We start from the raw sequence: 21,414 nt of genomic DNA, 5'->3' as shown, positions 1-21,414 counted from the left end.
GGGACATCATGGTGCAAGTACCCAATCCCCCATTGCTGGGCGCGCGCGTGCTGGTGGTCGGCGTGGCCAACGCGGATTCCATCGCGTGGGGCTGCGCGCGGGCCTTCCGCGAGCTTGGCGCCGAGCTCGCGATCACCTATCTCAACGACAAGGCCTACCCGCATGTGGCGCCGCTGGCGGAATCGGTGGGCGCGACGATCCTGATGCCGCTCGACGTGGAGGACGCGGGCCAGGAGCAGGCGCTGTTCGAGCGAATTACCCAGCAATGGGGCCAGCTCGACGTGCTGGTGCACTCGGTGGCCTTCGCGCCCAAGGACGACTTGCAGGGCGGGCTGCTCCATGCATCGGCGGCCGGCTTCGCGCGGGCCATGGACGTGTCCTGCCATTCCTTCGTGCGGCTGGCGCGGCGCGCGGTGCCGCTGATGCGCGCGGGCGGCAGCCTGTTCGCCATGAGCTACGAGGGCGCCAACCGCGTGGTGCCGAACTACAACCTGATGGGCCCGGTCAAGGCGGCGCTGGAGGCCTCCTGCCGCTACCTGGCGCACGAACTCGGCCCAAGCGGCATCCGCGTGCACGCCATTTCGCCGGGGCCGCTCAAGACCCGCGCGGCGTCCGGGCTCAAGGATTTCGAGCAGTTGCTGGCGGATGCCGCGGGCCGTGCCCCGCTGGGCGAGCTGGTCGACATCATGGATGTCGGTTTTGCCACCGCCTACCTGGCGACGCCCTACGCGCGCCGGATTTCCGGCAACACCGTGTACGTGGACGGCGGCGCGCACATCATGGGCTGACTGCCGCCGAGGGCGCGATGCGTGGCCCACGGCCCGCGTCGGGCCGCCTACAATGAGCTAGACAACGCAGGCACGCGCTGAGCGCCACGTGCGCGCTGCCTCATATCGGGAGCAAGACATGAAGGTACTCATCCGGGGCCTGCACCGCGATGTGACCGAACAGATGCTGCGCGACAAGCTGGCGACCTACGCACCGGTGACGTCCGTGGAACTGATGCGCGAGGGCGATCCGAACCACCCTTGGGCCTGGGTCGACCTGGATATCGATGCTTTCAAGGCGTGGCGCCTGCTGCGCCAGCTGGATCGCCAGTACTTCGCCGGCAGCATGATGCGCTGGTATATCCCGGCTCACCAGGGCTGATGCGCTGGCAAGTTGAGGCCGGGCGGCTGCCGCGCGCCGCCGCGCTTTGGCATTAAGATAAGCGGCTTCTGCCACTTTGCTGCGCTGCCACGCGGTAGCGCCATTCCCGCATGCTAGAACTCGACGGCGCGATCTGGTTTCGTTCAGGGTCCCAGGACTGGGGCGGGCGCGAGCGCATCGCCCTGCTGGCCGCGATCGGCGAGCACGGCTCGATCACCGCTGCCGCCAAGGCGGTCGGGCTGAGCTACAAGGGCGCCTGGGATGCCATCGACGCCATGAACAACAGCGCGGGCGAGCCGCTGGTGGTGCGCGCCGCCGGCGGCAAGGGCGGCGGCGGCACCGTGCTGACCGAGCGCGCCGCCAGCCTGATCCGCACCTACCGCGCGCTTGAGCACGAGCACCGGCTCTTTGTCGAACACCTTGCCAGCCTCGGCAACGTCAGCGAGACGGCGCAGGACGACCTTCACCTGATGCGGCGTTTCATGATCAAGACCAGTGCACGCAACAAGCTCTTCGGCAAGGTGGCTGGGATCCGCGGCGGCGCCGTCAATGACGAGGTCACGCTGTCGCTCGCGGGTGGCCAGCATGTGGTCGCCACCATCACCCACGAAAGTGTGGAGACGCTGGGCCTCGCGCCCGGCGCCGAAGCCTTCGCGCTGATCAAGGCTTCCTCGGTCCTGCTGGGGCTGCCCGATCCCGGGCTGCGGCTTTCGGCGCGCAACCAGTTGCCTGGCAAGGTGACCCGCGTGCTGCCGGGCGCCGTCAATGCCGAGGTGGCGCTGGAACTGGATGGCGGCGGCACCGTGGTCGCCATTGTCACCAACGACAGCGTGAGCGCGCTGGGGCTTGCCGAGGGCAGCCGCGCGCTGGCGATCTTCAAGGCGTCGAGCGTGATCCTGGGCACCATGGGCTGAGCCTGGCGCGTGCTGGAGATCGCCTTCGGCATCACCATGTGGATGATTGCCGCCAAGCTGCTGTTCGCCTGATTTTCTGAATTCCCGAGTTACCGACGACCATGCCAAGCAACATAGAAATCAAGGCGCGTATCGCCAGCGTGGACGCGCTGTTGCCACGGGTCGCGCCGCTGGCCGACCATGGCCCCGAGCTGATCCTGCAGGACGACACCTTCTTTGCCTGCCCCAACGGGCGGCTCAAGTTGCGCGTCTTTCCTTCCGGCGAAGGCCAGTTGATCTTCTACGCGCGCGCTGACCAGGCGGGGCCCAAGGAGAGCCACTACATCCTCTCGCCCACGGCCGAGCCCGATTCGCTGCGCGCCGCACTGGCGGCGGCCTGGGGCGAGAGCGGGCGCGTGCGCAAGGCGCGCACCTTGTTCCTGGTGGGCCGCACGCGCGTGCATCTGGACCGCGTGGAGGGGCTGGGGGATTTCCTGGAGCTGGAGGTGGTGCTGGCCGACGGCGAGCCGGCCCAGGCCGGCATTGCCGAGGCGCATGCGCTGCTAGGCAAGCTGGGCATAACGCGAGGGCAATTAATCGAAACCGCTTACGTCGACCTGCTGCGCGCGGCCGGGGCCTGAGTTGGCCTCACTGAGCCGACCTCACTGAGCCAGCCTCAGACCACGTGCGCCGAGACGGGCGCGTACACCTGCGGATGCCCCTTCACGGGCGCGGCGCCAAAGATGCGGCCTTCGCGCACTTCCAGCACATGGTCGCCGAGGGCCTCCACGTCGTCGGGGTCGTGCGAAATCACCAGCATGGGCACTTCCAGGCTGGCTTGCAGCGCGCGCAGCTCGGCGCGCATGCGTATGCGCAGCGCCGGGTCCAGCGCGGAGAACGGCTCGTCCAGCAGCACGATATCGGGCCGCGCCGCCAGCGCGCGAGCCAGCGCGGCGCGTTGTTTCTGGCCGCCAGAGATCTCGCCGGGATAGTTGCCGGTGATCGCGCCAAGGCCAAACGCATCGATCCAGCGCTGCGCTTCCGGGTGGTGCGTATTGCGGCGCGGGTTGCGCCAGCCCCGCTCCAGCCCGAAGGCGATGTTCTGCGCGACCGTCAGATGCGGGAACAAGGCGTAGTCCTGGAACAGGTAGGCCACGCGCCGCTCCTGCGGACGCACGTTGACATGTGTCTCACTGTCGAACAGGGTGCGGCCGTTGAGCACGATGCGGCCGCTGTCCGGCGTGAGCAATCCGGCGATGGCGCGCAGCGTCAGGCTCTTGCCCGCGCCGGAGGGGCCAAACAGCGCAATGCGCTTGCTTTGCGAATCGAAGGCGATATCCAGCCCGAACCGGCGGTCGGCGGAACCAAGCTGCTTGCGTACGGTGACTTGCATGGTCATGGCGGCCTACCGGTACATTTTGCGGGTGGGCGGCACCAGCCGCCCGGCGGCCACCAGCAGCACCACGCAGGTGAGGGAAGTGACCAGCACCAGCACGTTGGCGGTGTTGTCGTCGCCGGCCTGCACGGCTTCGTAGATGGCGACCGACAGCGTTTGCGTGCGCCCGGGCAGGTTGCCCGCCACCATCAGCGTGGCGCCGAACTCACCCAGCGCGCGGGCAAAGGCCAGCAGCACGCCGGCGATGATGCCGCGCGACGCCAGCGGCAGCGTCACGCGAAAGAAGATGCCGGCCTCGGACGTGCCGAGCACGCGCGCGGCGTCCTCGAGCTGCGAGTCAACCCCTTCGAAGGCGGCGCGGGCCGACTTCAGCACCAGCGGGAAGGCCACGATGGTGGAGGCCAGCACCGCGCCTTGCCAGGTAAAGACCAGTTCGATGCCGAGCCGGCCGAGCCACTCGCCGAACACGCCGCGGCGCCCGACCAGCACCAGCAGGTAGTAGCCGAGCACGGTCGGTGGCAGCACCAGCGGCAGCGTGAGCAGGGCGTCGACCACGTCGCGCGCGGCCGATCGCCAGCGCGACAGCGCAAAGGCCGCGCCCACGCCCAGCACGGCGTTGAGCACGGTGGCCCAGCCCGCCACTTTGAGCGACAGCGACAGCGGGACCCAGATAGCTTCCAGGGAGGTCATCAGCATAAACGCCTGCCAGCGGGGAGCCAGGCAGGCGGCAAGGTGGATTCAGGTTGGCGGCGCGCCTGGGCGCCGGGGCCGCGGGCAAGGATCAGGGATTATGGCTTGCGGCCTACGGCTACGGATTACGGCTTGAGAAAACCATACTTGGCCAGCACCGCCTGCCCTTCCGGTGACGTCACGTAGCCGAGGAATGCCGCGGCTTGCTCGGGCTGCTTGGAGTGCGAGGTGATGGCGATCGGATACGTGACCGGCTGGCGCGTCGGTACCCGCAGCGCCACCTTGACCTTGTCCGGCATGATCGCCGCATCGGTGGCGAACACGAAGCCGGCATCGACTTCGCCACGGGCCACGTAATCCAGGCTCTGGCGCACGTTTTGCGCCATCACGCCCTTGGCCGAGACCGCATCCCACACGCCCGCTGCTTCCAGCGCGCCCTTGGTATAGCGGCCCACCGGCACCGACGCCGGGTTGCCGAAGGCCACGCGCTTGAACTCGGGGCGGGTCAGGTCCTGCAGCTTGCCCACTTCCAGCTTGCTGTCAGCCGGCAGGATCAGCGCGAGCTGGTTGGCGGCGAAATCGCGGCGCGACGCGGGCTGCACCACGCGTTCGGCCACGGCCTTGTTCATCGCGTCCTGGTCGGCCGAGGCAAACACATCGGCCGGCGCGCCATTGACGATCTGCTGCATCAGCACGTCGGAGGCGCCGAAGTTGAGGATCACCTTGGTCTGGGGGTGCACGCGTTCGTAGGATTCGGCGAGCGACTTGAAGGCATTGGTCAGGCTGGCCGCGGCGGAGACCACCAGGTCCGCGCCGAAGGCGGCCGGGGCGGACAGCGCCAGGGTGGCGGACAGCAGCAGGCCGGCCGCCAGCGAGGCGGCGCGCGGCTGGCGGGACTGGGCAGGCAACGCAGCGGAAATCGGGAGCATGGACATGGCGGGGCGCGGGTGGCCGGAAGCGGGTTGGATAGCAGGCGAGCCAGGCCGGAATGTGCCCGCCAGATGTGCCCGCCAAATGCGCAATATATGACGGTATATAACGCGGCGTCAATGGCACATTGGGTTAGGACAGGGCATATCGGCGGGCCGTGCGGGTGCGCCTGCTGCCGGCGGCCCGCCGTCACGGTGGTGTAACGCGCGCGTCACTCTGTTGCCATTTGCGCTCGGGACAATGTCCGGCTCCAGGCACAACAAGAAAGAAGGGAGCCACAAATGCACCGCTGTCCGACCGACGTTCTATCTGCGCGCGCCGCACCCGCTTCGTCCCCGATCCTCGCCGTGCCCACCGTGGCCGCGCTGGGCGCCGCCATCGTGGCCACCGTGCTGCTGGCCGCCTGCGGCTCCGATGACAGCCCCGCCAGCCCCGGCACGGGCACGGGTGTCACGCCGCAGGCCGATAGCGTCTCGGCCGGCACCAAGGCCACACTGGCCTTGCTGGAAACCACCGACCTGCACACCAATGTGCGCAGCTACGACTACTTCAAGCTGGCCGAGGACAAATCCTTCGGCTTCGAGCGCGTGGCAACCCTGATCAAGCAGGCGCGCGCCGAGTTTCCCAACACCCTGCTGCTGGACAACGGCGACACGATCCAGGGCACCGCGCTGGCCGATTACCAGGCCCAGGTCAACCCGCTCAAGTGCGGCGAGACCCTGGCCATGTACAAGGTGATGAACGCGGCCAGGTTCGACGGTGGCGGCATCGGCAACCACGAGTTCAACTACGGCCTGGGCTATCTGAACCAGGTCACGGGCAACCGCTTCAACGTGGATGGCCTGCCCGACCCGACCGTGCAGACGCCGTGCGCCGGGCCGGCCTTCCCGCAGGTGCTGGCCAACGTGTACAGCGTGCGCACGCGCGCGCCGCTGTTCCAGCCGTACACCATCATCACCCGCCAGATCACCGCCACCGGACCCGACGGCAACACCGTCACGGTGCCGGTCAAGGTCGGCATCATTGGTTTCACGCCGCCCGCGATCATGAGCTGGGACAAGCGCTGGCTCGACGGCAAGGTCTACACCGAGGGCGTGAAGGAAACCGCCGAGAAGTTCGTGCCGGAGATGCGCGCCAAGGGTGCCGACCTGGTGGTGGTGATCTCGCACGGCGGGCTCGATGCCTCCGCGTACTCGCCCACCATGGAGAACGGCAGCTGGCACCTGTCCAAGGTGGCCGGCGTGGACGCCATGCTGATCGGCCACTCGCACCAGGTCTTCCCCGATGCCACCAGCACGGTGGCGCAGTTCAACCTGCCGGGCGTGGACAAGGTGCGCGGCACGATCAACGGCGTGCCTACCGTGATGGCCGACTACTGGGGCCGCCGCCTCGGCGTGATCAAGTTGCAGCTCGCGCATGACGGCAATCGCTGGGTGGTTGACAAGAGCGCTACCACGGTCCAGGCGCGCTCGATCCAGAATGCCGACAAGAGCTATGTGGCGGCCGATGCCAGCGTGGCGGCCGCGGTCGATGCGGAGCACCAGGCCACCATCGCCTACGTGAAGACGCCGATCGGCACCACCGACTACCGCATGAGCACGTACTTCGCCGACGTGGGCGATCCCGGTGCGATCCAGATCGTCAACCAGGCGCAGGCGGCTTACGTGAAGGACTACATCGCCGCCAACCTGCCGGCGCTGGCCGCGCTGCCGGTGCTGTCCGTCTCCGCGCCGTTCAAGAGCGGCTTTGGCGGGGGCAATGACTACACCGACGTGCAGTCCGGCAACCTCGCCATCAACAACGCAGCCGATCTCTACCTCTACCCCAACACCATCTACGCGGTGAAGGTGAGCGGCAATGACGTCAAGGCCTGGCTGGAGACCGCCGCCAAGCGCTTCAACCTGATCGATCCGGCCAAGACCGCCGACCAGCCGCTCATCAGCAGCTTCCCCGGCTATAACTTCGACATGTTCACCTCGCCCGACCTGCAGTACGAGATCGACGTGACGCAGCCGGAGGGCAGCCGCATCAAGAACCTCGCGTACAAGGGCGTGCCGCTCGACGCCAGCCAGCAGTTCATCGTGGCCACCAACAATTACCGCGCCAGCGGCGGCGGCAATTTCCCCGGCCTGGACGGCAGCAAGACGGTCTACGCCTCGCCGGACGCCAGCCGCGATGTGCTGATCGCCTACATCAAGAAGGCCGGCGCCATCACGCGCGCCACCAACGGCGGCGCGCGCAGCTGGCGCTTCACCAAGGTGGCCACGGCCGGCAAGGTGGTGTTTGCTTCCGCGCCAGGCCAGCTGGCGCAGGCGCAAGCCGCAGGCCTGGCCAATATCGCGCTGGAGCAGGCGAGCTACGACACCACCAAGAACCTGTCGCTATACAGCGTCGACCTCAACCAGTAAGGCGGCAATGACCACGGCAATGAGCACGGCAACGAATACGCCAATGAAGGGAACGACGGCGCCGGCATGCAGCGCGCCTGTGCGTCGCCACGGGCGTCAGCGCCGCCTGCATCCGGTCATCGCTGCGGCGCTGGTGGCGGTCGCGGTGGCGGCCGGCTGCGTGGGCGGGGCATCGGCGTGGCGCGAGCATGCCAGCGCGCGCCACGCGCAGCTTGCCCAGTGGCAGACGCGGGCCGGCTCGGCCGGAGACGAAGAGGCGCTCGCGGCGCTGCGCCAGGCGGCGCGCGCGGGGGAGGGCGCGGCCCAGGCCTCGCTTGGCGAAGCGTTGTGGGCAAGCGGGGATGCGGCGGCGCATGCCGAAGGCCGGGACTGGCTGAAGCAGGCCGCCGGGGCGGGCGATGCGCGCGCGCATTTTGTGCTGGGCAAGGCGGCTTTCCTCGGCGAGGCGCAGCGCGCGCCCGACGCTGAGGCGGCCTGGCACCACTTCGAGCTGGCCGCCGCGGCGGGCAATACCGGGGCTGCGTACTACCTCGGCTTGCTGCACCGCGGCGGCTATGGCCGCGCGCCGGACCCGGCCGCGGCCGCGCGCTGGTTCGAGCTGGCCGCCGATGCCGGCGTGCCGCAGGCGATGTTCATGCTGGCCAATGCCTATCGTGAAGGTGCAGGCGTGCCGCGCGACGAGGCCCGCGCGGTAGCGTGGTACGAGGCCGCGGCCGAGCGCGAGCATCCGGAATCGATCCAGGCGCTGGCGATGGCCTATCGGTATGGTGAGTTGGGGTTGAAGCGGGATGAGGGGAGTTTTCGCGCGCATCTGGCGGAGACTGCGCATGCGTTGAAGCATCCGGCTTTGAGTCCTTGATTCAATGAGTCTTTGAGCTGGGGCGGATGGGGCGTTGGAGGCTGTAGCCCGCTGACGCGGGGGTGTCGCTTGTGGGCGGGGTTTTACGGCTTCTAGCTGCTGTCGCGGCTGTACGGTGTTGGCCGTTTTAGAACGTGTGAGATGTCACTTCTCTTTACTCGTAAAGAAAAGTAACCAAGAGAAAGCGATCCTTGCAGGAGGCTGGCGTGGCGTCGTTGGGGATCCCAATGGTTTCGTCGTACGGCCCCGGGTGCTAATGGCCTCGTGCCGTTACCGGTTCAGAGCACCACGACCCAGCCAATGCCCAGGGTTTCGTGGTGGTCCCCCCGGTAGCGGCCACCACGAACTTCAAGCCGTCTGTCGCTCGCGGGGTGACCGGCCACGAAGTTGCAAGCGTCCCGTTTCCGTCGTGGGCGCGGTGGCACCGGATTGATAGGCCGAAAAATCCTTCCACCGCGCCCACCCCACCACGAAACCATCACGGCGTGATATATCGTGACACCTTGCACCGGTACCGGCAGATGGATGAATGCGCAGGGATGCCGCTACCGAGCAGCCTCACCACGAGACCAGGGCCATCCGCAGGATCGTGGCCACTCAAGCCGGTAACGGCACGAGGCCATTAGCACCCGGGGCCTGACGACGAAACCACCGGGCTGCGCAATCCCAATAAGCCAGCCTCCTGCAAGGATCGCTTTCTCTTGGTTACTTCTCTTTACGAGTAAAGAGAAGTGACATCTCACACGTTCTAAAACAGCCAACACCGTACAGCCGCGACAGCAGCTAGAAGCCGTAAAACCCCGCCCACAAGCGACACCCCCGCGTCAGCGGGCCACTCCGCTACCAGTTCAATCAATCCTGATATCCGCAGCCTTAACCACCTTCGCCCACTTCACGATCTCGCTGCGCTGGAACTCCGCAAACTCCCCCGGCGACATCCCCGACGGCTCCATGCCCAGCTTCTCCAGCCGCGCCTGCATATCCGGCGTCTTGATGATCGCTGAGATCTCCTTGTACAAGCGGTCCACGATCGGCTTGGGCGTATTTGCCGGCGCAAAGATCGCTTGCCACGATTCCAGCTCGTAGCCACTGACGCCGGCTTCGGCCATCGTCGGCACATTCGGCATGCTCTTGATGCGCCTGGCGGAAGTCACGGCCAGCGCCCGCAGCTTGCCCGAGTCGATATGCTGGGCGGCCACCACGGTCGTGTCGAACATCATCGGCACCTGCCCCGCCATCACGTCCTGGATCGCCGGGCCGCTACCCTTGTAGGGAATGTGTGTGATCTTGATGCCGGCCAGGCTCTTGAACAACTCACCGGCCAGGTGCTGCGAGGTGCCGTTGCCGGCGGATGCGAAGGCGAGCGTATCCGGCTTGGCCTTGGCTTCGGCCACGATGTCCTTCACCGTCTTGAACGGGCTGCCGGCGCTGACTACCAGCACATTGGCATTGGTGCCGATCAGCGTGATGGGGGCGAAGGACTTGACCACGTCGTACGGCATCTTCGGGTACAGGCTGGCATTGATCGCGTGCGAGCTGATGGTGCCGCCGAGGATGGTGTAGCCATCTGGCGCGGCCTTGGAGGCGTAGTCGGAGCCGATATTGCCGCCGGCGCCGGGGCGGTTCTCCACCACCACGGTGGTGCCGAGCGCCTGGCCCAGGCGCTGGCCGATCAGGCGCGCCAGGGTGTCGGTGGTGCCCCCGGGCGGGAACGGCACCACGTAGGTGATCGGCTTGCTGGGCCAGCTGGCCTGGGCGGATGCGCTCAGCGGGAGGGCGGCGGCAGCCAGGGTCGCCGCGGCGGCCAGCAGCGCAAGGGCTTGGCGTTTCATGGGGTGGGGTCTCCTCGGTTCTTATTGGGGTGGTGAAGCGATGGCGGGGCGATGGCGGGGCGATGGTGGGACGCTAGTTAAGCGCTAGTGAATCTCCGGCTCGCGGTCCTCCGGGGCATCGACCGGTTCCAGGAAATCAAAGTCGCAGCCCTTGTCCGCCTGGCTGACGTGGCGCAGGTAGAGCTTGCCGTAGCCGCGCTCGAACTTGGGCACGGGCGCGACCCAGGCGGCGCGGCGGCGCGCCATCTCGTCGTCGCTGATCAGCAGGTTGAGCTTGCGGGCCGGCACGTCCAGCTCGATCAGGTCGCCGTCGCGCACGAAGGCGAGCGGGCCGCCCACATACGATTCCGGTGCCACGTGCAGCACGCACGCGCCGTAGCTGGTGCCGCTCATGCGTGCATCCGAGATGCGCACCATGTCGCGCACGCCTTGCTTGAGCAGCTTCTGCGGAATCGGCAACTGGCCCCATTCCGGCATGCCGGGTGCGCCTTGCGGGCCGGCGTTCTGCAGCACGATCACGCAGGTGGCATCGAGGTCCAGCGCCGGGTCGTCGATGCGGGCGGCCATGTCGTTGTAGTCGCGGAACACCACGGCGCGCCCTGTGTGGCGCAGCAGGTCCTGCTGCGCGGCCGGGGGCTTGATCACGGCGCCGTCCGGGGCGAGGTTGCCGCGCAGCACGGCCAGCCCGTCGCTGGCTACCAGCGGCTTGTCGCGCGGGCGGATCACGTCGTCGTTGAACACGCGCGCGCCTGCCAGGTTCTCTCCCAGCGTGCGGCCATCGACGGTGAGCGTGCCGGTATCGAGCAGGTCGCCCATCTGCGCGAGCATCGCGCGCAGGCCGCCGGCGTAGTAGAAGTCTTCCATCAGGTACTGGCCCGACGGACGGATATTGGCCAGCACCGGCGTGCTGCGCGCCAGCTCGTCGTAGCGATCCAGCGATAGCGCATGGCCGGCGCGGCGCGCCAGTGCGATCAGGTGGACGATGGCGTTGGTGGAGCCGGACAGCGCCAGCGCGGTGCGCACGCCGTTGTCGATGGCGGCGGGCGTGACGATCTCCGATGGCTTCAGGTCCTGCCACACCATCTCGACGATGCGCCGGCCAGACAGCGAGGCCATTTGCGCATGGCGCGAATCCGGCGCGGGGATCGACGAGGCGCCGGACAGGCACATGCCGATGGCCTCCACCACGGCCGTCATGGTCGATGCCGTGCCCATCGTCATGCAATGCACCGGCGAGCGCGCGATGCCGTCTTCGATGCCCTGCCAGTCCTGCTCGGTGATATTGCCGGCGCGCAGCTCGGCCCAGTACTTCCACGTATCCGAGCCGGAGCCCAGCGTCACGCCGTTCCAGTTGCCGCGCAGCATCGGCCCGGCCGGCACGAAGAGGGTGGGCAGGTCCATCGCCAGCGCACCCATCAGCAGGGCAGGCGTGGTCTTGTCGCAGCCGCCCAGCAGCACGCAGCCATCGGCAGGGTAGGAGCGCAGCAGTTCCTCCGTCTCCATCGCCAGCAAGTTGCGGTAGAGCATGGTGGTGGGCTTCTGGAACGGCTCGGACAGGCTCATTGCCGGCATTTCCACCGGGAATCCGCCCGCCTGCCAGATGCCGCGCTTGACCTCTTCGGCGCGCTGGCGGAAGTGGCTGTGGCAGGGGTTGATGTCGCTCCAGGTGTTGATGATGGCGACAACCGGCTTGCCGGCGTAGTCGGCGCGGCTGTAGCCCATCTGCGCGGTGCGCGAGCGGTGGCCGAAGGCGCGCAGGTCGTTGGCGCCGTACCAGCGGTGGCTGCGCAGTTCCTCGGGCTGCTTGCGGGGCCGGTCTTGCGGCTTCTTGCCGGCGGGGTTCGTGGGCATGGGCTGTCTCCTCTGATCGGTAGCGTCGTGGCGACGTCTGCTCTTTTTTTGTCTGGCCCCGGCGGGCGGCCGTCCTGCTTCTCCAGCGCCGAAGACAGCAGATGATAGCGCTGTCATTTGTCGCCCACAACGCATGCGTGCTCGGGGTTAACCCGTCGCGCACTCCCGCATCGCGGCCCGCGGCGCGGCGCGGGCGCTATCATGGCGCCCATGCCGGCCCTGCGCCCAGCCGGCTTTTTCCGCTTCCTTCACCACATTCATGGCCTCATCCCGTAAGCCGACCGCTCCTCGCACCGCCCCTCGTTCCGCGCCCACGCCAGCCCCTGCCGGCCGCGCCACCGGCAGCGTCACGCTGGCTGACGTGGCCAAGATCGCGGGCGTCTCGCCGATCACCGTGTCGCGCGTGGTCAACCAGCCCGGGCTGGTCTCGGCGGGCACCGTGGCGCGCGTGCAGGAGGCCATCCAGCGCACCGGCTACGTGCCCAACTTGCTGGCCGGCGGCCTGGCCTCGCGGCGCAGCCGGCTGATCGCGGCCATCGTGCCGACCATCGCCAACTCGATCTTTGCGGACACCATCCAGGCGCTGACCGATCGCTTCTCGCAAGCGGGCTACCAGATGATGCTGGGCCTGTCCGGCTATGCCGCCACGCGCGAGCAGGACCTGCTGGCCGCCATCCTTTCGCGCCGCCCCGACGGCATCGTGCTGACCGGCATCGCGCACACCGCCGACACGCGCCGGCGCCTGCTGGCCGCGCGCGTGCCGGTGGTGGAAACCTGGGACATCACGCCCACGCCGATCGACATGCTGGTGGGTTTCTCTCACGAGAAGGTGGGCCAGACAGTGGCCGAGTACCTGCATGCGCGCGGCTATCGCAAGCCGGCCATCCTGTCGGCCAGCGACCAGCGCGCTGAGTCGCGCCGCCTGGGCTTTCTCGACGCGTTCGGCCGCCACGGCATCACGGAAGTGCCGAGCAGCATCGTGCCCGCGCCGTCCAGCCTGGGGCTTGGCCGCGAGGGGCTGGCGCGGCTGCTCGACGGCGGCGCGCAGCCGGACGTGGTGTTCTGCAGCTCGGACACGCTGGCGCAGGGCGCGCTCTCGGAAGCCTGCGCGCGCGGGCTGAAGGTGCCGGAGCAGCTCGCGGTGATGGGCTTTGGCGATCTCAACTTTGCCGCACATACCTACCCGGCGTTGTCGACCGTGCGCATCGACGGCCCGGCCATTGGCCGCACCGCTGCCGAGTGCCTGCTGGCCCGCATCGACGGGCGCGAAGTGGGGGAGCGCATCATCGACCTGGGGTTCGATGTCATCCAGCGCGAGAGCGCCTGACTCCCGAGCCTGGGCGCTGCCCTGCGGCGCGGCTCCGGACGCGTTATGATTGCGCTACCATCCAACGTTGCATTTTTCCCCTCGCCTCGCATCCATGTCCCAAGCCACGCTCATCCAGATCGGCCCGCTCGCGCCGCAGATCAATTCCCGCCTGCGCGAGCAGTACCAGGCCGTGCCGCTGTGGGAGCAGCCCGAGCCGCTGGCGTGGCTGCGCGAGCACGCGCAGCAGGCGCGCGTGGCGGTGACATCGGCGCGCCACGGCATTACCGCCGAGGCCATCGCGGCCATGCCCAGGCTCGCAGCCATCGTGAGCTTTGGGGTCGGCTATGACTCGATCGCGCTGGACGCGGCCCGCGCGCGCGGCATCCAGGTCAGCAACACGCCCGACGTGCTCAACGACTGCGTGGCTGACCTCGCTTTCGGCCTGCTGCTCGACGCCGCCCGCGGCATCGCCCATGGCGACCGCTTCGTGCGCGCCGGCAAGTGGGGCAAGGACAACTTCCCGCTGACCACCCGTGTCTCCGGCAAGAAGCTCGGCATCCTGGGCCTGGGTCGCATCGGCGAGAAAGTGGCGCAGCGCGCCACCGGCTTCGGCATGGATATCGCGTACCACAACCGCCGGGCGCGCGCCGGCGCGCCGTGGCGCCACGAGCCTGACCTGAAGGCGCTGGCCGGCTGGGCGGATTTCCTGGCCGTCACCTGCGTGGGCGGCCCCGAGACCGAAGGGCTGGTATCGGCCGACATCATCGAGGCGCTGGGCCCCAAGGGCATCCTGGTCAATGTGTCGCGCGGCAGCGTGGTGGACGAAGACGCGCTGGTGGCGGCCCTGCGCGACGGCCGCCTCGGCGGCGCCGGGCTGGACGTGTTCCGCGCCGAGCCGGAAGTGCCCGAGGCGCTGTTCGCGCTGGACAACGCGGTACTGGCTCCGCACGTGGCCAGCGGCACGCATGAAACCCGCGCGGCCATGGCCGGGCTGGTGTTCGACAACCTCGATGCGTTCCTTGGCACCGGCAAGGTGATCACGCCGGTACTCTGACGCGCTGGCAGGCCTCGCCCGCGCACGGCGCCGGTCCTATACTGGATCAGGCGGTGGATCAGGCGCCCGCCGCCCCGGCGGCGCCATCTCACCCTCGCGCGTCAGGAGGCAATGATGGGACGCAAATATATCGATTGCCGCGAGTTTCCGAGCGAGTCGAAGTGCACGGTGGCATTGAGCGCCGACACCGAAGACGAACTGCTCGAAGTCGCGGTCCAGCATGCGGTGCAGGTGCACCAGCACCAGGATGGCCCCGAACTGCGGCAGATGCTCAAGGGCGCATTCAAGGATGGCTCGCCGCCCGCGTGAGCACGGGAACGCAGGAACGCAGGCCGCCGCCTGGCGAGGGCGGCGACCTGCCGTTCAGGTTCAGGTTGACGTTGGGTTTGAAGTGGACGCTGTAGCCATCACGTCAAACACATGCGCTATTCTCACTGGCGTCAACGTCCGCCACCCCGCCACGTCAATGAAAACCATCTATCTCGCCGGCTTCGACGTATTTCGCAAAGACGCCATCGCCTACGGCGAGGCCCTCAAGGCCCGCTGCGCCCATTACGGCTTCCTTGGCCTCTATCCCCTCGACAAAGCCGCCCCGGCCGGCCTTTGCGGCCCCGACACCGCGCGCTGGATCTACGAGGCGAACATCAACCTGCTGCGCCGCGCCGACATGGTGATGGCCAACCTGGACGATTTCCGCGGGCCGGGCGAGCCGGACTCGGGCACGGCATTCGAGGTGGGATTCGCGATCGCGCTGCAAAAGCCGGTATGGGGCTACAGCAGCGACCGCGGCACGTTGCTGGACCGCGTGGCCGTTGCCGCCGATGAAACGCACGGCAAGGGCGAACGGCTCGATGCGCGTGGCTTCGTGGTGGAGGACTTCGGCCTGAGCAAGAACCTGATGCTGGCCTGCTCGGCCAAGCTGGTGGCGGGAGACGCTGAGGCCTGCCTGGCGGCCATGGCCGAGTCGGAGCGGCGGCGCAGTTGCCGGGGCGCGCCGGCGCCGGCGGAGGATTGATTCCGGCGCGGGCGGGACCTGCATCCCGCCGCGCCGCTACTTCTTCGCTATTTCGCCGTGCCTCTGCGCAGTGTTTCCACGCCCGCCGCGATATCGTCCGCGGTGCTTGCCACGATCTGGCGGTAAGCCGCCACCACGCCGTCCACCGCGCCCGGCGCGGCCAGTTCGGCCTGCGTGCGGCCGGCCTTGACCTTGCCGTCGGGCAGGCGGCGCACGGTCCAGTTGATGATGGCGCCAGCGCGCTGGCCCACGTCAGCATCCAGTCGCACCACTTCGGTGGTGATGCGGAACACGGGCTCCACTTCCGACAAGCCTTGCTGGTAGGTGTCGACCGCACTTAGCCTGGCCTGCAGTTGCTGCGACAGCGCGTCGCGCAGCTCGTCCGGCAGCGGCGCGGACCAGCGCGACAGGTCCAGCAGCTTGAGCTCGTTGCCATCCTTGCCGTCACGCACCACCAGCTGTGGCCGGTTGAGGCGTTCAGGCACGCGCACCGGCGCAACCTCGATCCACACCGGCTGCGCCTGCGGCGCCCGCGCTGGCGCGGCGGCCTGTCCTTCGGCGCCGGTAGCCGTAGCGGCAGCGGGTCCCTGGGCCAGCGTGTAGTAGCGCGGATCGGGCGAGGCGCAGCCCGCCAGCAGCGCGGCGCCGAGCGCGAGGGGCAGCAACAGGCGGTGGCGGGTCATCTCTATGCGGGTCATCATCATTTCTCCGGCTTGCCGCGCACCAGCGCTTCAGGGTGGCGTTCCAGGTATTCGGTCAGCGTGCGCAGCGACACCGCGGTGCGCGTGAGCTCCTGCATCATGCGGCGCGTGTCTTGCTGCAGCGGGGCATCCGAGGCGAGCGTGCCGTTGGCCGCGCTCAACGTCTTGCGCGCGTCCTGCAGCGCGGCCAGCACCTGGGGCGCAACGTCGCCGTTGAGCTGGGCGACCAGTTTGTCGGCGCTGGTCATCATGGTGTTGAGCGTGGCTATCGACGTGCGCAGGTCCTGGCCGATCTGCTCGAACGGCACCTTGTCGATCTTGTTGACGATATCGCCCAGCTTGGCCTGCAGCTCGTCGAACGCGCCCGGCGTGGTGGCCAGTTCAGGCATGGCGCCATCCAGGTTGACGTTGGCCGGTGGCGCCTTGGGGAAGAAATCCAGCGCGACATAGAGCTGGCCGGTCAGCAGGTTGCCGGTGCGCAACTGCGCGCGCATGCCGCGCTTGATCAGCGTCTGGACGATATTGCGGGCGCGGTTGACGTCCTCCACGTCACGCGCCCGGAAGCCCATGCGCGAGGGGTACAGTTCCACCACCACGGGCAGGCGGAACGCCTTCTTCTCGACCTGGTACTCGATGCCGATCGAGCGCACCTGACCCACGACCACGCCGCGGAAATCCACCGGCGCGCCGGGCGAGAGCCCGCGCACGGACTGGTCGAAGTTCAGCACGGCGAGAGAAGGCGCAATTTCTTCCGGCTCCTTCATCGCCTCGGTCTGGTCGCTGGCCAGCAGGAACTGGGTGTTCTCGTTAGCGGCATCCGTCGCCTTGGAGTCATCCGGGGCCTGGAAGGCCACGCCGCCGAGCAGCACCGTCACCAGCGATTGGGTGTTGAGCTTGAAGCCACCGGCATCGAGCTTGATGTCCACGCCGCTGGCGTGCCAGAAGCGCGAGTCGGCCGTGACCAGCTTGTCGTAGGGCTTGTTGATGAACACGCGCAGCGACAGGTCGCGCCCGTTGGGCTCCAGCTGGTAAGCCACCACCTGGCCGACCTGTACGCGGCGGTAGTAGACCGGCGAGCCGATGTCGAGCGAGCCGAGATCGGTGGCGCGCAGCAAGAACTGCTTGCCGGAGGCATCGGTGGTGACGGCGGGCGGCACTTCCAGCCCGGTGAAGTCGCGCACGCGCTCCTCCGACTTGCCGGCGTCAACGCCGATATAGGCGCCTGACAGCAGGGTGCTCAGCCCGGAGATGCCACTGGTGGCAAAGCGCGGGCGCACCACCCAGAAGCGTGTGTCCTTGGTGGAGAAGCTCGCCGCATCCTGGGTCAGGTCGATCTTGGCGATCACGTGCGAGTGGTCGCCGGCCAGCCGCACGGACTTGACCAGGCCGATGTCCACGTCCTTGTAGCGTACCGGCGTCTTGCCCGGGACCAGGCCCTCGGCGGTGCGGAACGTAACCGTGATCTCGGGGCCGCGCTCGGTGAGCGTGTGGATCAGCAGCGACAGGCCAACCACCGCCGCCACGATCGGGATCAGCCAGACCAGCGAGGGCAGCCAGCGCGCCCGGCGGCGGCGCTCTGGCGCCGGTGGCTGCGAGGAAGGAGAGGGAGGGGACTGGTCTAGGTCAGGCATCGTTTGTATCCATCGAATCCCACAGCAGGCGCGGGTCGAAACTGAGTGAAGCCAGCATGGTGAGCACCACCACGGAGCCGAACGCCATGGCGCCGGCGCCCGGGATGATGGTGGCCAGTGCCCCGGCCCGCACCAGCGAAGCCAGCAGCGCCACCACGAAAATATCCAGCATCGACCAGCGGCCGATGATTTCCACCAGCCCGTACAGCCTGGTCTGCTGGCGAATTCGCCAGCGCGAGCGGAAATGCACGGACAGCAGCAGCAGCGCGAGGATGATCATCTTCAGCAGGGGCACCACGATGCTGGCGATCAGCACCACGATGGCCAGCATGTTGGAGCCCGACAACCATAGGTAGACCACGCCGGAGAAGATGGTGTCGCGCTGCGTGCCCAGGATGGACTGCGTCACCATGACCGGCAGCAGGTTGGCGGGAATATAAAGGATGAGGGCGGACAGCAGGAACGCCCAGGTGCGCGCGAGGCTGTTCGGCTTGCGGTGATGCAGCGTGGCGCCGCAGCGCGGGCAGGGCTCGCCTTGCATCGCGAGCGGGCTGAGCGCGTCGCAGGCGTGGCAGGAGACCAGGCCCATCGACGTCGCGGTAGGCACCTGCGGCAGCGGCCTGGTTTCGTCGTCGTCGGTCAGCTCCGCCACCACATTGGCGGCCAGGCGGCGCGAGCGCGCCAGCGCGGCGGCGCCCACCGGGGCCTTGGGGGTTGGGGCGCTCATCGGGGCGGCTCCTCGTCCAGATGCTGCCACAGATCGCGCGGATCGAACGACAGCATCGCGGCCAGCACGATCACCAGCGCGGCGAACGACCACAGCGCCACGCCCGGCAACACTTGCGCCATGGTCGAGAGCTTGACCAGTGTGACCAGCACGCCAATCATGAAGACTTCGATCATGCCCCACGGCCGGGTTTGCTGGATGCCGCGCACGATGCGCTCGAAGCCCGGCGGCATCCGGTGGCGCGCCATCGGCACCAGCAGGTAAAGCATCATCAGCATCTCGGACAAGGGAAACAGGATGGTGGTGGCGAACACCAGCACGGCCACCAGCGTCATGTTGTCCGCGTAGAGCGCCAGCACCGCGCCCCATAGCGTGGTTTCGGTGCGCACGCCCTTGAGATCCATCTCGACGATGGGATAGGCGTTGGACACCAGGAACAGGATCAGCGCGGCAATGACCAGCGGCAGCAGCCGCGCATAGGCCCGCGCGCTATCGCGGTAGAGCTGGCCGCCGCAGCGCAGGCACAGCGCGCGCTCGCCCGGCTCCAGCTCGGCGCGCTGGTAGACCGCATCGCAGTACTCGCAGGCCACCATCCGGGCCAGCTCGGCCTGGGTGGGCGGTGGTGCCAATGGCTGCGGTTCGGGACGGCTGGTTTCGCTCATGCCTTGCCGGAACCCGCCACGTCCTCGGCGGTGGTGATTGGCTTGCCTTGCGCCAGCGCGGGCGGCGGGTCAGCCAGGTGCTGCGAGCCGATGGTCCAGTCGCGCAGCAGCGCGTAGGCCACCGCCAGCAGCGTCGGGCCGATAAACACGCCGAGAAAGCCGAAGGCCAGCGCGCCGCCGAACACGCCCAGCATGACCCAGATCAGCGGCATGTCGGTGCCCTTGCTGATGAGGAGCGGCTTGATGACGTTGTCGGCCATGCTGACCACGCCCACGCCCCACACCACCATGAAGATGGCCCAGCCGAGCGAGCCGGTGTGGTAAAGCCAGAGCGCGGCGGGAATCCACACCAGCGGCGGGCCGACCGGGATCACGGACAGGAAGAAGGTGATGAAGCCGAGTATGGCGGCGCCGGGCACGCCGGCGATCCAGAAGCCGATGCCGGCCAGCAAGGCCTGCACGAAGGCGGTGCCCAACACGCCGTAGACCACGCCCTTGACGGTGTTGCCGGCCAGCGCCAGCAGGTGGTCGGCGCGCTCGCCGGCAATGCGGCGCATGCCAGCGCGCAGCCACGCCACCGCGAACTCGCCGCCGGTATAGAAGAAGAACGCCAGCACGATCGAAAGCGCCAGCTGGCCCAGCCCGGCGCCGATCGACAGCCCGGCGCCCAGTACCACATGGCCCACGGGCGCGATCAGCTTGCGCAGGTTGGCGACCATCTCCGAGTCGGCATGGATCACCTTGTCCCAGGAGCTTTGCAGGTAGTCGCCCACATAGGGCAGGCCGGTCAGCCACCCGGGTAGCGCGGGCGCGCCGTGATCGAAGAACTGGTCGACCAGGCCGGACAGCTCGTCGATGTGCGCGGAGATGCTGGCGCCAGCATAGACAAAGGGGCCGAGCACGATGACCGCGGCCAGCAGCACGCAGATCAGGGCCGCCAGGCTGCGCCGGTTGCCCATCCAGCGCGACAGCACCGTATAGGGGTACCACGAGCTGAAGGCGAGGATGGCGCCCCACAAGAGCGCGGTGGTAAAGGGCGCGAGCACCAGCAGCGAGCCGCCGATCAGCACGATCAGCGCAAAGATGGCGGCGAGTTTTTCAATCAGTTGGCCGGAATTCATCGGGTGCTTCTCCTGGACTGCCGGTGTGACGTGAACGGCGACAATATATAGGAAAACCCGTAGCCCGCCGGAGGCGGGCGGCATCGCGGGGGCTGCAATGTTGCATTGCGGGACGCCGGGCGCGCTATGTGCTGCGCAGGCCTTCCCCGAACGTCTCACGATGCCATACCTCGGTGACATCTTCCAGCAGCGTGAGAAAGCGGTCCAGCGCGGGCAGGCCGTGGTCGCGCCGCACGGTGGCATAAAGGTCGGCGGCCAGCCCCGGTTCGTCCAGCGTGAGGAAGGCGACGTCCTCCCGCGGCGCGCCCGACAGCGAGCGCGGCAGCGCGCTCACCCCCACGCCGGCGCCCACCAGGCTCAGCACCGTCTGCGGATCCACCGACTCGTGCAGCACGCGCGGGTGGAAGCCATTGCGCACGCAGGCGGCCAGCAAGCTGCGGATCACTGGGCTTTGGGTATTAAGCAGCACAAATGGTTCCGCCGCCAGCGCCTTCAGCCGGATCCGGCCGCTTGCCGCCAGTGGATGGCTTGCCGGCAACGCGGCCATCAGTGGCTGCGGATAGACGCGGATCGACCGCAGTTCCTCCCGCCCGGTAGCGCTGGAGGCAAAGCCCACGTCGATCTGGCCACGCACCAGCGCCTCGCCCTGCTGGTCGGGGAGCATCTCGTGCAGGGTCCACTCCACCGCCGGGTTGCGCTCCTGGAACAGCCGCATGGTGCGGGGCAGGGGGCCGTACATCACGGAATTGATGATGCCGATGCGCAGGTAGCCCTCCAGCCCGTCGGCCACGCGCAGCACCATTTTCCGGGTCGAGTCCAGGTCGGCCACGATGTCGCGCGCCCGCGTCAGCAGCGCCTCGCCCGCTCGGGTCAGGCGCGCGCCCAGGCGGCCGCGCTCGAACAGGATGACCCCAAGAGACGCCTCCAGCGACTTGATCTGCTGGCTCAGCGGCGGCTGGGAAATATGCAGGCGCTCGGCGGCACGGCTGAAGTTGCCCTCCTCGGCGACGGCGATGAAATAGCGGAGTTGGCGGATATCCATATGAATGTCGTATGGAAAAGATTCTTAAATCATATTTCACATATGGATTTGGTGCAGCTAGTCTTTGCTTCAACACGGCCCGCCAGCCCCCAAAGACAGCAATCAGCAGCGCCAAGCAGTGATATGCAGCGCCAAGCAGTGACA

At 68.0% G+C, this 21,414-nt stretch carries 21 protein-coding genes; 10 read left to right on the top strand and 11 right to left on the bottom strand.

Annotated elements, in window-relative coordinates:
• Positions 1-8 precede the first annotated feature (8 nt).
• From fabI to AC07XB_RS17595, 4 genes are all read left to right on the top strand, one after another.
• Positions 9-788: an enoyl-ACP reductase FabI gene (gene fabI, locus AC07XB_RS17610; protein WP_492813078.1), complete on the top strand. Its 780-nt coding sequence runs from the start codon at positions 9-11 to the stop codon at positions 786-788.
• A gap of 118 nt (positions 789-906) precedes the next feature.
• Positions 907-1,149, top strand: coding sequence for an RNA recognition motif domain-containing protein (locus AC07XB_RS17605; protein WP_150988598.1), 243 nt, complete (start codon positions 907-909; stop codon positions 1,147-1,149).
• Positions 1,150-1,259: 110 nt separating this feature from the next.
• Positions 1,260-2,063, top strand: a complete 804-nt coding sequence (locus AC07XB_RS17600) for a TOBE domain-containing protein (RefSeq protein WP_492813075.1) — start codon at positions 1,260-1,262, stop codon at positions 2,061-2,063.
• Positions 2,064-2,164: 101 nt separating this feature from the next.
• The gene (locus AC07XB_RS17595) at positions 2,165-2,683 is read left to right on the top strand and encodes a class IV adenylate cyclase (RefSeq protein ID WP_492813073.1); all 519 of its coding nucleotides are present in this window, start codon (positions 2,165-2,167) and stop codon (positions 2,681-2,683) included.
• Between the two features lie 35 nt (positions 2,684-2,718).
• Here the strand turns inward: AC07XB_RS17595 and AC07XB_RS17590 are convergent, their stop codons facing one another.
• From AC07XB_RS17590 to modA, 3 genes are all read right to left on the bottom strand, one after another.
• Complete coding sequence (locus tag AC07XB_RS17590) at positions 2,719-3,441, bottom strand: ATP-binding cassette domain-containing protein (RefSeq protein ID WP_492375305.1); 723 nt, start codon at positions 3,439-3,441, stop codon at positions 2,719-2,721.
• Between the two features lie 6 nt (positions 3,442-3,447).
• Positions 3,448-4,119: a molybdate ABC transporter permease subunit gene (modB, locus tag AC07XB_RS17585; RefSeq protein ID WP_492828174.1), complete on the bottom strand. Its 672-nt coding sequence runs from the start codon at positions 4,117-4,119 to the stop codon at positions 3,448-3,450.
• Positions 4,120-4,253: 134 nt separating this feature from the next.
• Entirely contained in the window at positions 4,254-5,057 is an 804-nt protein-coding gene (gene modA, locus AC07XB_RS17580; protein WP_492828172.1) for a molybdate ABC transporter substrate-binding protein, read from the bottom strand.
• 282 nt (positions 5,058-5,339) lie between these two features.
• Between modA and AC07XB_RS17575 the strand changes: the two genes are divergently transcribed.
• Both AC07XB_RS17575 and AC07XB_RS17570 read left to right on the top strand, forming a co-directional pair.
• The gene (locus tag AC07XB_RS17575) at positions 5,340-7,466 is read left to right on the top strand and encodes a bifunctional 2',3'-cyclic-nucleotide 2'-phosphodiesterase/3'-nucleotidase (protein WP_492828039.1); all 2,127 of its coding nucleotides are present in this window, start codon (positions 5,340-5,342) and stop codon (positions 7,464-7,466) included.
• Positions 7,467-7,509: 43 nt separating this feature from the next.
• Positions 7,510-8,325, top strand: a complete 816-nt coding sequence (locus AC07XB_RS17570) for a tetratricopeptide repeat protein (protein ID WP_492828037.1) — start codon at positions 7,510-7,512, stop codon at positions 8,323-8,325.
• 848 nt (positions 8,326-9,173) lie between these two features.
• Here AC07XB_RS17570 and AC07XB_RS17565 read toward each other — a convergent pair.
• The gene (locus AC07XB_RS17565; protein ID WP_416047749.1) at positions 9,174-10,157 is read right to left on the bottom strand and encodes a tripartite tricarboxylate transporter substrate binding protein; all 984 of its coding nucleotides are present in this window, start codon (positions 10,155-10,157) and stop codon (positions 9,174-9,176) included.
• 84 nt (positions 10,158-10,241) lie between these two features.
• Positions 10,242-12,008: an L-arabinonate dehydratase gene (gene araD, locus AC07XB_RS17560; RefSeq protein ID WP_492828035.1), complete on the bottom strand. Its 1,767-nt coding sequence runs from the start codon at positions 12,006-12,008 to the stop codon at positions 10,242-10,244.
• 259 nt (positions 12,009-12,267) lie between these two features.
• Here araD and AC07XB_RS17555 point away from each other — a divergent pair, with 259 nt between their 5' ends.
• From AC07XB_RS17555 to AC07XB_RS17540, 4 genes are all read left to right on the top strand, one after another.
• Positions 12,268-13,335: a LacI family DNA-binding transcriptional regulator gene (locus AC07XB_RS17555; RefSeq protein ID WP_492828033.1), complete on the top strand. Its 1,068-nt coding sequence runs from the start codon at positions 12,268-12,270 to the stop codon at positions 13,333-13,335.
• 94 nt (positions 13,336-13,429) lie between these two features.
• Positions 13,430-14,371, top strand: a complete 942-nt coding sequence (locus tag AC07XB_RS17550; RefSeq protein WP_492375833.1) for a 2-hydroxyacid dehydrogenase — start codon at positions 13,430-13,432, stop codon at positions 14,369-14,371.
• Between the two features lie 114 nt (positions 14,372-14,485).
• Complete coding sequence (locus tag AC07XB_RS17545) at positions 14,486-14,680, top strand: DUF1059 domain-containing protein (RefSeq protein WP_006160277.1); 195 nt, start codon at positions 14,486-14,488, stop codon at positions 14,678-14,680.
• Positions 14,681-14,837: 157 nt separating this feature from the next.
• The gene (locus AC07XB_RS17540; protein WP_492375832.1) at positions 14,838-15,386 is read left to right on the top strand and encodes a nucleoside 2-deoxyribosyltransferase; all 549 of its coding nucleotides are present in this window, start codon (positions 14,838-14,840) and stop codon (positions 15,384-15,386) included.
• A 47-nt stretch (positions 15,387-15,433) separates the two neighbouring features.
• Here AC07XB_RS17540 and AC07XB_RS17535 read toward each other — a convergent pair whose 3' ends face one another.
• From AC07XB_RS17535 to AC07XB_RS17510, 6 genes are all read right to left on the bottom strand, one after another.
• On the bottom strand, positions 15,434-16,087 hold the full coding sequence (locus AC07XB_RS17535; RefSeq protein ID WP_492828031.1) for a PqiC family protein: 654 nt from the start codon (positions 16,085-16,087) through the stop codon (positions 15,434-15,436).
• The gene (locus AC07XB_RS17530; RefSeq protein WP_492828029.1) at positions 16,087-17,718 is read right to left on the bottom strand and encodes a PqiB family protein; all 1,632 of its coding nucleotides are present in this window, start codon (positions 17,716-17,718) and stop codon (positions 16,087-16,089) included. Before AC07XB_RS17530 ends, AC07XB_RS17535 begins: the two co-directional genes overlap by 1 nt.
• On the bottom strand, positions 17,711-18,445 hold the full coding sequence (locus AC07XB_RS17525; protein ID WP_492375829.1) for a paraquat-inducible protein A: 735 nt from the start codon (positions 18,443-18,445) through the stop codon (positions 17,711-17,713). Before AC07XB_RS17525 ends, AC07XB_RS17530 begins: the two co-directional genes overlap by 8 nt.
• Positions 18,442-19,107, bottom strand: a complete 666-nt coding sequence (locus AC07XB_RS17520) for a paraquat-inducible protein A (RefSeq protein WP_492375828.1) — start codon at positions 19,105-19,107, stop codon at positions 18,442-18,444. Before AC07XB_RS17520 ends, AC07XB_RS17525 begins: the two co-directional genes overlap by 4 nt.
• The gene (locus AC07XB_RS17515; protein WP_492375827.1) at positions 19,104-20,228 is read right to left on the bottom strand and encodes an AI-2E family transporter; all 1,125 of its coding nucleotides are present in this window, start codon (positions 20,226-20,228) and stop codon (positions 19,104-19,106) included. The genes AC07XB_RS17520 and AC07XB_RS17515 overlap by 4 nt, the downstream gene beginning before the upstream one ends.
• Positions 20,229-20,352: 124 nt before the next feature.
• A complete protein-coding gene (locus AC07XB_RS17510; RefSeq protein ID WP_492375826.1) occupies positions 20,353-21,270 on the bottom strand; it encodes a LysR substrate-binding domain-containing protein in 918 nt (305 codons plus the stop codon).
• Between the last annotated feature and the right edge of the window lie 144 nt (positions 21,271-21,414).

The organism is Cupriavidus sp. GW821-FHT02F09 (assembly GCF_059421605.1).
Note: the sequence above shows the minus strand (reverse complement) of the source record. Positions and strands in the feature narration are given on the sequence as shown.